The sequence below is a fragment of the Dietzia aurantiaca genome (assembly GCF_021033825.1).
Classification (GTDB): Bacteria; Actinomycetota; Actinomycetes; order Mycobacteriales; family Mycobacteriaceae; genus Dietzia; species Dietzia aurantiaca.
Genome location: NZ_JAIFXZ010000008.1, coordinates 1 through 12,412, shown reverse-complemented (window position 1 = coordinate 12,412; position 12,412 = coordinate 1). Strand labels below are relative to the sequence as shown.

Here is a 12,412-nt window from a genome sequence, read left to right as displayed (position 1 = left end):
TCAGTCCTTTCTGAGAACCGCTTGGTAGAAGAGGCCTGCCGCGAGCGCGAGCAGGACCCCACCGACCCACCATTGCCACTGTGGGAGGGTGTTTCCCGCGTCTGACGAGGCGGAAGTATTGGAGTAGACGACGTCGGTCAGCGGCAGGTTCGCGGCGACCGGCACGGTGCCGGGGTCCGCGACAGAAGCAGGCGCCGCGCTCGCCGCCGCGGGGGTGCTGCCCCCAGCGGAACCACCGCTCGAGTTCGCGGCCACTGCGCCCACCGTGCCGGCGGTCATCGGGGTTCCAGCGCTGTAGTACTCCTCGTACTCGTACGCGAACTCCTCGTCCACCACCAGCTCGCTGTTAACGGTGGAGTCGACCACCGCGGTCTTGCCCCCGGCGCCCTGAGCCCCCTGGTCAGCGTTGGCCGCGCCTGGCTGGAGCGGCTTCCATGCCTCGTCCATCCAGGCCGCGGCGGTGTCGGAGACGTCGGTTCCGGCCGAGCGCAGGATGTCCTCGAGGGTGTCGTCGAAGACCTGGCCGAGGATGCCCTTGGAGCTGCCGCCGTCGTCATCGATGTCGGTCCGGTCGTCTGAATCCCAGCTAACCGTCATGGGTAGCGGCAACTTCTTTGGGTCTGCTACCCCGCCCGTCGAATAAAAGTATCCCCCGAGTCCGGTGTCAATTAGATAGTCAACGAACGGAGCCGGAAATGATCCGAAATACGTGTCACCTTGTTGCTCTCCGCCAGGATACGTCACGCCTTTGTAATTGGGCGCCTTCGAGAATCCGCTTGAACCAATCTCGTTGTCTGCAAGCGAGATGTTGGCAATAACAATGCCCTCCTCCTCTTCCAGCTCTTTCCATTCAGAAGAGCCCTGGGCAGACTTGATTCCGTTGAGCGTCGCCGTCACGACCGCCGCGCCATTGCTGATACTTATCTCGGGATTACTAATCGAGAAGATCGACTGCCCCGAGTAATAAATGACGCTCGCGGTCCCCGACCACGAAATTGAACCTGTGCCGTTGGACGGATCGACTGTTCCAGTCCCCTTCGTGAAGACCATCTCGATACCCGTGGGGTCCGTGCCGTCTGGTGTTACATCTCTCCACGTGGCCAGCGTCCCCGGCGACCTCTCAACGCGAACATTGCCGTTGGACCGGACCCACTTGCCTTCCGTAAGTTCCTGACCCGCGCCCGTCAATACCTCGGACACATCCCCAGCGGAGAAAAAGTTGTGTCCGAAGTGGGTCTTATAACCTGCACTCTCAGCGTTCAGACTCCACCGGAGCTCTGCGTTATCCAACGTCAGTTCAGAGGCTGAGGTGTCGTCACCACCGTCCTGAGCCCGGGCGAGCGGGGCACCGAGCAGCACGCTCAGCACCAGCGCTAGCGCCATGGCCAGGGCGAAGCCGTGCCGAAGGGCCGACTGTGATTGCCGGTTCATCGCAGATCCTTCTTCTCGAATTCGGTCGTGGAGTAGTCGCCGCCGCCCGCCATCGCCGGGTGCGGGAACGGGGTCGACGTAGGCGAATACGCCTCGTATGCGGAGCCTGCGGCCTCGGGTCCGGCGTCCGGGCCGGTGTGGAGATCCGGGTCGGAGGCGTTGTCGTCGTCATCGCTTTCGTCATCCGGTGACTCGGAACCGGCCGCCGCCTGGCGACGCTTGATGACCAACGCGCCCACGGCGAGCAGCATCAGCGCCGCCAGTGCGAGGAAGATCCACTTGAACGAGCTCTGCAGTCCCGAGGACGATGCCGCAGGGGCGATGTCCACCCGGACGGGGAACCGCTCCACGGCCTCCAGGGCGGATCCGGCACCGGCCGCGCGAATCTCGTGGGTTCCCGGCTCCAAGTCCTCGGGCAGGACGATCACGCCGGCGACCTCGCCGTCGACGCCCGCGATCACCGGTCCGACCGCCGCGTCGCCTTCACCGAGCACCACGTACACCTGCTCCCCCGGCCAGAATCCGGCAGCGGCGAAGCCCATCGCGCCACCGGGGCGGGCCGACTTGCGGTCGACCTCCACCACGGCAGCCCCGCTCAGTTGCGTTCCGCCGGTGGCGTCCACCGGCCCTTCGGCGGCGCCGTCCTCGCCCGCGACAGCGTCGCCATCACCGCTGGACTGACCCGCACCCGCATCCGCCGAACCCGAGGAAACCGATCCCCGCACCGACACCGAGCCCTGCGCTCGACCCGAGGCCCGCCCGGCCGCGGCGGAGCGCCCGGACTGTCCGCCGTTGTCGACCCGCGCTGCCGGCGCCTCGCCCGCGGGGGCCGCGGTCCCCTCGTCGGCGGCCGGTGCCGCCCCGCCCTGGAAGGTCACCGGCGTGAAGGACTCGTTGGCCCCGTTACGCACGCCGTGCGCGCCCCAGGTGAAGAAACCGCACGTCATCTTGAGGCAGTCGATGCGCTTGCCGCCGGCACCGGTGAACGTGGGGCCGGGAACCGTGAGCTGGACCCGGAACGACCCGTCACTTCCCATCGTGCCCTGGGCCTCCCCGGCCGTGGACGAGCCGGGGAACGCCACGAACGCCTGGTAGCCCTTGTTGTTCTTGGACTGATCGTCGGGGACGTAGTCGTAGGCGTTCCCGGTGGTCCCACCCTTCGACGGGCCCCAGCTGGAGCCGTTGACCCAGCCGAAGCCCACATATACCCCACCGAAGCCACCGTCGATGGCCTGGAAACCGGACCCGGACACGGTGAACGTCGTGGGACCCGAACTCGACGCGACCGCACCGCCCAGCGAGCTCGACACACTCAACCGGGCCGCGGCCTGCGCGGGCGCCGCGGTCGCGACGGTCAGGATGCCGGCACCGAACAGCGCCACCACGGCGGCCACCACGAGCCGGCGCGCCAGTTCCTGCGCCGGACGGACTCTGGGGTGTGTCACGAGAACTCCTTGACGAGAGCGGGATCGGAATCGGGAACAGTAACCTCGAGCCCCTGGGATCCCGGCAGCCGCAGACCGCGCCGATCCGGCGTGACCAGCAGGTCGCCTGTCAGGGGGTGCCGATGGATGAGTACCGCCTGGTGGTAGACCTCTTCGATCAACTCGGCGGAGAGGACCGAGGCGGGCGACCCTTCTGCACGGATGCGCCCGTTCGAGATCATCACCATCCGGTCCGACCACGCGGCCGCCAACGCCAGGTCGTGGAGCACCACCACCACCGCGCCACCGGCGTCGGCCATATCGCGGGCCCGGCCCAGGACGAGCTCCTGATGACGCAGATCCACGGCCGCCGTCGGCTCGTCCAGCAGCAAGATGCCCGTGCTCTGGGCCAGCGCCCTCGATAGGGACACCCGAGCCTTTTCGCCGCCCGACAGCGTCGGGAAGGTCCGGTCGCAGAGATGCGTGGTGTCGGTGGCGGCGATCGACTCGTCGATGATCATCTCGTCGTCGTCGCCCTCGGGATGCCCCGCCCAGGGGGCGCGGCCCATAGCCACGACTTCCCGCACGGTGAACGGGAACGCCACCGAGTTGGCCTGGGTCAGCAGTGCGCGGCGGCGCGCCAGGTCCCCCAGTTTCCACTGGCGCAGGTCCCGGCCGTCCACCACAACGCGTCCGGACGCGGGCTCCGTATCACCCGCGACCACGCCCAATAGCGTCGACTTGCCGGCGCCGTTGGGGCCGACCAGCGCCAGCACCTCACCGGCATGAACATCCAGGCGAACGTTGTCCAGAAGAACGCGGCCGCCGATCCGGACCGTGATCTCCTCCGCCGAGAGCACCGGCGACCGGGACTGGTGCGCGCTCATCCCCAACCTCCTGCCGTGCGGCGCGTCCGGTGGAGCAGCCAGAAGAAGAACGGACCGCCCACCGCCGCGGTGACCATGCCCAGCGGCAGCTCCGCGTAGTTGACCGCGGTGCGCGCCACCATGTCGGCGGCGAGCAGGCAGACGGCTCCTCCCAGCGCGGACGCCGGCAGCAACAGTCGGTGCCCGGGGCCGGCGACCATGCGGATCAGATGCGGCACCACCAATCCGACGAACGAGACGATGCCGCAGAAACTCACGGCGGCGGCCGTGAGCAGCCCCACCAGCACGATGGAGAAGATGCGCAGTCGCTCCACGTTCACGCCGAGGTGGCGGGCGGGCCGCTCCCCCAGCGACAACAGGTCGAGCGGGCGGGCCAGACGCGCGGCCAGCAGCACACCGAGCAACGCCAGGGGCGCCACCACGAACACGTGGTCCCACCGACTGCCGTTGAGGCTGCCCAGCTGCCAGAACACGATTTCCTCGCGCGCCTGGGTGTCGCCGAGGAACATGAGGAACGCGAGCGCGGCGCCGGCCACCGCGTTGACGGCGATGCCGGTCAGGACGAGGGTGACGACCTCCGTCCGGCCGTTACTACGGCTGAAGAGGTAGACGGCGGCCGTGGTGATGATCCCGGCCACGAACGCGCACAGCACACTGGTCCACGCGCCGAAGGCGGTCAGTCCGAACACGATCGCGGACGCGGCGCCCACGGCCGCGCCAGCGGACACGCCCACCACACTCGGCTCGGCGAGCGGGTTCCCGAACGCGCCCTGCATGAGCGCACCCGCCACGGACAGGGCCGCCCCCACGACGATCGCCATCGCCACGCGCGGGAACCGCACGCTCCACAGCGTCGCGTCGGCGCGCGGGTGGCTCTCGACGGGCCCCACGTCCAGGCCGAGGCCCCGCAGGAACCCCGACGCCACCTCCGCTGGCGGGATCGCGAGCTGCCCCGAGGCCGCGGCGACCACCGCGAGCACCACGAGCGCGACCAGCAGGCCCGCCACCAACAGCCCCCCGGTGAGCAGCCGGTTCGCCGATCCGGCCGTCCCCTTGGCCGGGCCGTCCGTGGTGGACCGTCGCGCGGAGCGTGCCGCGGTGGGCCGCTCTTCGGTGACGGTCACAGCGCGTCGGGGGCGTAGAGCGCCACGGCGAGTGCGTTGAGCACCGCCGGAGTGCGGGTGCCGAACGAGAGCAGCAGGTCGTCGTTCATCGAGATCACCCGACGGTTCGCACCGGCCGGCGTCTGTTCCATGGCCGGGAACTTCTCGAGCAGCCCGTCCACGCCGCCGACCGACTCCAGCCCCTTGTTCATCATGATGATCACGTCCGGCTGGGCCGCGATGAGTCCCTCGTCGTTCGCGGGCTTGGCGCCCTTCCAGCCGACTTCCGAGGACACGTCGTAGCCGCCGGCGGCGGTGATGAGCGCGTCGGCGCCGCTGTCCTCGCCGAACATGTAGTAGACGCCGGCGCTGCCTCGCGCGTAGAGGAACACGGTGCGCAGCTGTCGGGTTTCGCTGTCCGGCGTGATCGTGGCGATCGACTCCTCCGCCTCGACGATCTGCGCGCGGGTACGCTCGCCGAGCTCGCGCCCCTGGTCGGGCAAGCCCAGCGCCGCGCCGACCGCCTCGGTGAGGGCCTCGACGTTCTCGGGTGAACGGTGGGAGTCGACGACGACGACGGGCACTCCGGCGTCCCGGAGCTGAAGCACCACATCCCACGGTCCGAGCGAGGTGTCGGTGATGATCACGCTGGGGTTGAGCGCGAGGATCGACTCGGCGTTGAGCTGGTGCCCGTCGGTCGTGACCAGTGGACGGTCGGCGATCTCCGGGAACGAGGACGAGACGTCGCGTCCGATGACGTTGTCCCCCAGCCCCAGCTCGTAGACGATCCGCGAGAGTGTGCCGTAGATGTCCAACGGCAGGATGCGCGAGACGTCGGCCACCTCGACCTCGGTGCCCTGGTTATCAGTGACCACTGCCGGCAACTGCGGCACGGGGTCGGTCGCGACCGGCGCGACCGGGTCGTCGACGAGCTGAAGAGAAAGTTCGCCCTGATAGGAACGAGGATCATCGATCGCGGTGACCTCGGAGGCCAGCGGGATACCGGAGACCTTCTCCACGTCTCCACCGCCCCCGGCCGCGACGCCGCAGGCCGTCAACGAGGCGACGAGGACCGCGGCTGCGGCCAGGCGAAAGGTTCCGCGGGCGCCGGCTCCGCGAGCCGATCCTGTGCGCTGTCTGAGCATGGGCAGAACAGTAGCATTTGAATTGAGGCAAGCCTAACCTAGGTTCGCCAAGGCTTACCTAATTTGTAAACCCGCAGTTCACAGCGCTTTCCCTTCGACGCGCGACAGAAAAGATAGCCCCGGTCACATGTCGGGTGCCCAGCCGGAACCTTCTCACCCGAACTGTCTACTTCACTGCGGGAAATGTCTGCAGCACTGCGGCGGCAAGCCGGATCGATCGCAGTGAGGCCGACAAGACCGATGACGGCGGCCGCCCCGGGGAACACGTCCCCGGAGCGGCCGCCGCAATCTCTCGCGCTGGGCGAGCTGCCGATCAGCCCTGATCGGCCGCCAGCTTCTTCAGCGACTCGGTGGGCGCGAAGCGCTCGCCGTACTTCGCGGCCAACTCCTCGGCGCGGGCGACGAAGCCCTTGTAGCCCGAGGCCTCCTTGGCGCCCGGCTCCGAGTAGTTCTTGGCGTACTGACGGGTGCCGCCGGTCCACGCCGGGAACCCGATGCCGATGATCGAGCCGATGTTGGCGTCGGCGTCGTCGACGATCACGCCCTCGTCAACGCACTTCTGCGTCTCGAGCACCTCGGCGAAGATCATGCGGTCGATCAGGTCCTGCAGCGGCGGGGCGTTGTCCGGCGAGGTGGTGAACGCCTCGCGCAGGCCCGGCCACAGACCGGTGCGCTTGCCGTCGGCGTACTCGTAGAAGCCGGCGCCGGCGGCGCGGCCCGAACGCTTGATCTCCTCGACCATCTTGAGCACCACGCGGTCCGACGAGCTCGGCACGTACTCCTTGCCCGCGGCCTCCTCGGCCTCACGGGTGGCCTGACGGATCTTGACCATGAGGTTGAGGTTCAGCTCGTCCGACAGCTGCAGCGGGGCGGCCGGGTAACCGGCGATGCGGCCGGCCTGCTCGATGGTCGCAGGCTCGATGCCCTCGTCCAGCATTCCGATCGCCTCGTTGACGAACGTGCCGATGACGCGCGAGGTGTAGAAACCGCGCGAGTCGTTGACGACGATCGGCACCTTGCGGATGGCCAGCGTGAGGTCGATCGCGCGGGCTAGCGCCTCCGGGGTGGTCTTCTCGCCCTTGATGATCTCCACCAGCTGCATCTTGTCGACCGGAGAGAAGAAGTGGATCCCGATGAAGTCCTCGGGGCGCTGGACGCCCGTGGCCAGGTCGGTGATCGGCAGGGTCGAGGTGTTGGAGCCGAGCAGGGCGTCGGGGTTGACGATGCCCTCGATCTCCTGGAAGACCTTCTTCTTCAGCTCGGGCGACTCGAACACGGCCTCGATGACCGTGTCGCAGCCCGCGAGATCCTGCGGGTCGATGGTCGGCGTGATGCGGGCCAGGAGGGCGTCGGACTTCTCCTGGGTGGTGCGGCCACGCTCGAGCGCCTTGGCCTCGATCTTCTCGGAGTAGGCCTTGCCCTTCTCGGCGCCGGCCATCTCGACGTCCTTGAGGACGACCTCCATGCCGGCCTTGGCGCACACGTACGCGATGCCCGCGCCCATCATGCCGGCGCCGAGGACGCCGACCTTCTTGAACTCTGTGCGGGGGATCTCCGAGCCGTCGGCGGCCTTGGGTCGGGCGCCGCCGGAGGCGCAGTGCTGCATGTCGAAGAAGAACGCCTGGATCATGTTCTTCGCGATGGGGCCGGTGACGAGCTCGACGAAGTAGCGGGCCTCGATCTTCTCGGCCGTGGCGAAGTCCACCTGCGAGCCCTCGACGGCCGCGGCCATGATGGCGCGCGGTGCCGGGGAGGGCGCGCCCTTGGTCTGCTTACGCATGTTGGCCGGGAAGGACGGCAGCACGCCGGCCAGAGCCGGGTCGCTGATGGTGCCCCCGGGCAGCTTCCAGCCCTTGCGGTCCCACGACTGGGAGGCCTCGGGCCCGGTGGCCAGCCACGCCTTGGCGGCGTCGATCAGCTTCTCGGGCTCGACCACCTCGTCGACCAGTCCCGCCTCGAGGGCCTTGGCCGGGGCGAAGGACTTGCCGGACATGAGGATGTTCGGGACGGCCTGGGCCAGGCCGAACATGCGGACGGTACGGACGATGCCGCCGCCGCCGGGCAGCAGGCCGAGGGTGACCTCCGGGAGGCCGACCTTGGCGCCGCGGGCGTCGGCCATCACGCGGTGGTGGGTCGCGAGCGCGAGCTCGAGTCCCCCACCGAGGGCCGCGCCGTTGATGGCCGCCACGACCGGCACGCCGCAGGTCTCGAGGGCGCGCATGCGCTCCTTGATGCCCAGGGACCGGGCATAGATGTCCTCGGCGTCGGCGGGGCCGGCCTTGATCATGGACTTGAGGTCGCCGCCGCCGAAGAAGCTCTTCTTGGCGGAGGTCAGGACGACGCCCTTGATGGACTCCTTCTCGGCCTCGATGCGGTCGACGGTCTGCGCGAAGTCCTCGATGAACCGGGCGTTCATCGTGTTGGCGCCGTGGTCGGGGTCATCCATGGTGAGGGTGACGATGCCGTCGCCGTCCTGCTCCCACCGGAACATGTTGTCGCTCACTGGTTTTCTACTCCTGTATGGCTGTGGTGTCGGCGGGCTGGATCAGACGCGCTCGATGATGGTGGCCACGCCCATGCCGCCGCCCACGCAGAGGGTGACGAGGGCACGCTTGCCGCCGGTGCGCTCGAGCTCGTCGAGCACGGTGCCGGTGATCATGGCGCCGGTGGCGCCGAGCGGGTGGCCCATGGCGATGGCGCCGCCGTTGACGTTGAGCTTCTCGTCGGGGATGTCCATGTCCTTCTGGAAGCGGAGGACGACGGAGGCGAACGCCTCGTTGAGCTCCCACAGGTCGATGTCGTCGGCGGTGAGGCCGGCGGTGGCGAGCGCCTTCCTGGCGGCCGGCGTGGGGCCGGTGAGCATGATGGTGGTGTCGGCGCCCGAGGTGGCGGCGGCCACGACGCGGGCGCGCGGGGTCATCCCCATCTCCTGGCCGGCCTTCTCCGAACCGACGACCACCAGCGCGGCGCCGTCGACGATGCCGGACGAGTTGCCACCGTGGTGGACGTGGTTGATCTCCTCGACCCAGTGGTACTTCTGCAGCGCCACGGCGTCGAAGCCACCCATATCGCCGACCATGGCGAACGAGGGCTTGAGGCCGGCCAGCGACTCGACGGTGGTGCCGGGACGCATGTGCTCGTCGCGGTCCAGAACGGTCAGACCGTTCATGTCCTTGACGGGCACGACCGACTTGTCGAAGCGGCCCTCCTCCCACGCCTGCGCCGCGAGTCGCTGCGAGCGCTCGGCGTAGCGGTCGACGTCCTCGCGGGAGAAGCCCTCGAGGGTCGCGATCAGGTCGGCACCGATGCCCTGCGGCGAGAAGTAGGTGTCGTAGTTGGTCGCCGGGTCCATGGCCCAGGCGCCGCCGTCGCTGCCCATGGGCACGCGCGACATCGACTCGACGCCGCCGGCGAGGACGACCTCGTCCCAACCGGAGCGGATCTTCTGAGCCGCCATGTTGATGGACGTCAGGCCGGAGGCACAGAAGCGGTTGATCTGCACGCCGGCGACGGTGTCGGGCATCTTGGCCGCGAGCGCGGCAATGCGGGGCAGGTCCATTCCCTGATCGCCGAGCGGGCTGACGATCCCGAGGATGATGTCCGAGATGCGGTTCTCGTCGAGATCCGGGAAGCGGCGACGGGTCTCGTCGATGAGCCCGACGACCAGATCGATGGGCTTGACCCCGTGCAGGGCGCCGCCTGGCTTGCCCTTACCCCGCGGTGTGCGGATCGCGTCGTAGATGAATGCCTCGGTCATGGGTGGTCCACGGCCTTTCTCTGGGCGGAACTGGTACGTGTTCACGGCTAGGGTACGTGTCGCCCCTCACACGCCGTGGAGTGCGGTCCGTTTTTTGCCCCGCGCGGCCTGTCGCAGGCTGGCACAGTGGGGGTGTGACCGCGACATCCGACGTTCCCCCAGCCCTTCCCGAAGCCCTGGTCGAGCTCGCCGCGGAATGCGGTGTGGCCACGGGGTACACCGATGCGCACGGCGTCCATCGCGACGTCCCCGAGCGCACCGTGCGCGCAGTCCTCGCCGCGATGGGCATCGGCGCCGGGAGTCGCGCCGACGTCGCCGCGGAAGATGACGACCACGACGACGACAACGCCGCCACCCGCGCCACCGACACCGACGACCGGGCCGCCCTCGAGGAGGTGCGCCTCGCGCCGTGGCGTCGTGTGATCGCGCCGACCGTGGTCGCCACCGAGGGCGCCACTCGTGTGGTCCCGATCCATGTCCCGTTGGGTGCGAACGTGACCGTCTCGGCCCATCTCGAGGAGACGCCCTTCACCACCGCCGGGCCTGCCGATCCGATCCCCCTGCTCCCGCTCAGCGGCGACCGCATCCAGCGGGAGGTCGACGGAACACCGATGGAGCAGATCTCCGTGAGTGTGCCCGGCGACCTGCCGGCGGGGTGGCATCGATTGCGTGTTGTCGTCGTCGACCCCGGCGTCTCCCCCACCGACGCCGCGACGACAGCCCTCACCGACACTTCCCGCCCCGACGGAGCCCACCCCGGCACGACGTACACGGCGACGCTTCTCGTCGCGCCGGCGAGCATCCCCGTCCCGGCCGGTCTGGACGAGCGCCGCGCGGTCGGGCTGGCGGCACAGCTGTACCAGGTGCGGTCGGCGACGTCCTGGGGCATGGGCGACCTGGCCGACCTGATGGACCTCGCCACATGGGGCGGCCGCGAACTGGGCGCCGACTTCGTCCTGGTCAACCCCATGCACGCCGGCGAACCGTTCCCGCCGGTGAGTCCCTCGCCGTACCTGCCCACTACGCGTCGTTTCGCCTCGCCCCTGTACCTGCGCCCTGAACTGTTGCCCGAGTACGCCGACCTTCCCGAGTCCGAGCGGGCCCGCGTCGACGAGCTCGCCGGCCTCGCCGCCGGCACCGAGGCCAACAGGTCGGATCTCCTCGACCGCGACGCCTCGTGGGCCGCCAAGGTCGACGCTCTACGCCTGGTGTTCGCAGTACCCTGCAAGCCCGACCGGGCCGCAGAGTTCGACCGCTTCGTCCGCGATGGGGGGCCCGGGCTCCGATCCTTCGCCACCTGGTGCGCGTTGGCCGGAGAGTACGGGCCGGACTGGGCGAACTGGACCACCGACCTGCGCGATCCCGGCTCCGAAGCGGTCGACCGTTTCGCCTCAGCCCACACCGAGGAGATCGAGTTCCACCAGTGGCTGCAGTGGGTGACCGGCGAGCAGCGGGCGCGCGCGCAGCGGTCGGCGCTCGATGCGGGGATGCGACTGGGCATCCTGCATGACCTCGCGGTGGGCGTGCATCCCTCGGGCGCCGATGCATGGTCGCTCAACCGCTCGCTGGCGCGCCGGGTCTCGGTCGGCGCTCCCCCGGATATCTACAACCAACGGGGGCAGGACTGGTCGCAGCCTCCGCTCCGGCCGGACGCGTTGGCCGACAACGGCTACCGACAGTTCCGCGATATCGTCCGGGCCGCGTTGCGCGATGCGGGCGGCGTGCGCATCGACCACATCCTCGGGCTCTTCCGTCTGTGGTGGATCCCCGCCGGGTCCCCACCCACCGATGGCACCTACGTCCACTACGACAGCGACGCAATGCTCGCCGTCCTCACCCTCGAAGCGTCACGTGCCGGTGCGGTGGTGGTTGGCGAAGACCTGGGCACCGTTGCCCCGGGCGTGCGCGAGTCCCTGTCCGAGCGCGGAGTGCTGGGGGCGTCGGTGATGTGGTTTGAACAGACCGAGGACGCCGGCGAGACCGGCGACACCGACAGCGCTCCCGCTCGGCCACTGCCACCGGAGGAATACCGCCGCTTGTGTATGGCATCCGTGACCACCCATGACCTGGCGCCGACAGCCGGCTACATCGATCTCGTCCATGTCGATATCCGGGACGAGCTCGGCCAACTCACCCGCGATGTGGCCGATGAGCGCAGGGACGCTGCCGCGGAGGTGGCGGGGTTCGTCTCTGACGTTCGTGAGCGCGGGTTACTCGAGGGTGACTCCCCCGACGACCTCATCGTCGCGATGCACGCTTTCCTCGCGACGTCGCCGTCGCTGTTACTCACGGTCTCGCTCGCTGATCTGGTGGGCGACCGCAGACCTGTGAACATGCCCGGCACCTCGACCGAGTACCCCAACTGGTCGGTACCTCTGGCAGATGCGGAGGGACGGGCCCTGCTGATGGAGGATGTGGTGCGCAGTGGCTTGCCGAAGCGGGTGTTCGCCGCTGTGGGTGGGGTGGGTGGTGGGTAGTGGCCGGGGCTGGCGGGCTGGTGCTGGCGGGGTGTGGGGTTGGTTGGAGGTGGGGTGGTGAAATGGCGAGAACCCCAACCCGGTTAGGGGTTGGGGTTCTCGGGTGTGAAGTTGTGTTCGGCGGTGACCTACTCTCCCACACCCTCGCGAGTGCAGTACCATCGGCGCTGGCAGGCTTAGCTTCCGGG

At 69.0% G+C, this 12,412-nt stretch carries 8 protein-coding genes and 1 rRNA gene; 1 reads left to right on the top strand and 8 read right to left on the bottom strand.

Annotation, left to right across the window (positions count from 1 at the left end; all coding sequences use genetic code 11):
- The 7 genes from K3888_RS09900 to K3888_RS09870 all read right to left on the bottom strand — a co-directional run bounded on the left by K3888_RS09900 (position 1) and on the right by K3888_RS09870 (position 9,747).
- Positions 1-1,431 (bottom strand): HtaA domain-containing protein, encoded by a 1,431-nt coding sequence (locus tag K3888_RS09900; RefSeq protein WP_230930102.1) that lies wholly within the window; start codon positions 1,429-1,431, stop codon positions 1-3.
- On the bottom strand, positions 1,428-2,876 hold the full coding sequence (locus tag K3888_RS09895) for a hypothetical protein (RefSeq protein WP_230930101.1): 1,449 nt from the start codon (positions 2,874-2,876) through the stop codon (positions 1,428-1,430). The genes K3888_RS09900 and K3888_RS09895 overlap by 4 nt, the downstream gene beginning before the upstream one ends.
- Positions 2,873-3,742, bottom strand: coding sequence for a heme ABC transporter ATP-binding protein (locus K3888_RS09890; RefSeq protein ID WP_230930100.1), 870 nt, complete (start codon positions 3,740-3,742; stop codon positions 2,873-2,875). Before K3888_RS09890 ends, K3888_RS09895 begins: the two co-directional genes overlap by 4 nt.
- Complete coding sequence (locus K3888_RS09885) at positions 3,739-4,866, bottom strand: FecCD family ABC transporter permease (RefSeq protein WP_372459556.1); 1,128 nt, start codon at positions 4,864-4,866, stop codon at positions 3,739-3,741. Before K3888_RS09885 ends, K3888_RS09890 begins: the two co-directional genes overlap by 4 nt.
- Positions 4,863-5,990: a heme/hemin ABC transporter substrate-binding protein gene (locus K3888_RS09880; RefSeq protein ID WP_230930099.1), complete on the bottom strand. Its 1,128-nt coding sequence runs from the start codon at positions 5,988-5,990 to the stop codon at positions 4,863-4,865. Before K3888_RS09880 ends, K3888_RS09885 begins: the two co-directional genes overlap by 4 nt.
- 313 nt (positions 5,991-6,303) lie before the next feature.
- The gene (locus K3888_RS09875; RefSeq protein ID WP_230930098.1) at positions 6,304-8,493 is read right to left on the bottom strand and encodes a 3-hydroxyacyl-CoA dehydrogenase NAD-binding domain-containing protein; all 2,190 of its coding nucleotides are present in this window, start codon (positions 8,491-8,493) and stop codon (positions 6,304-6,306) included.
- A gap of 42 nt (positions 8,494-8,535) precedes the next feature.
- Positions 8,536-9,747 carry an acetyl-CoA C-acetyltransferase gene (locus K3888_RS09870; protein ID WP_230930097.1) on the bottom strand — a complete coding sequence of 404 codons (1,212 nt, stop codon included), beginning with the start codon at positions 9,745-9,747 and terminating at the stop codon, positions 8,536-8,538.
- A gap of 134 nt (positions 9,748-9,881) precedes the next feature.
- On the opposite strand from K3888_RS09870, the gene malQ reads away from it, so the two are divergent.
- Positions 9,882-12,224: a 4-alpha-glucanotransferase gene (gene malQ / locus K3888_RS09865; protein ID WP_230930096.1), complete on the top strand. Its 2,343-nt coding sequence runs from the start codon at positions 9,882-9,884 to the stop codon at positions 12,222-12,224.
- A gap of 115 nt (positions 12,225-12,339) precedes the next feature.
- Here the strand turns inward: malQ and rrf are convergent.
- Positions 12,340-12,412 (bottom strand): 5S ribosomal RNA (gene rrf, locus K3888_RS18000); the annotation flags it as partial.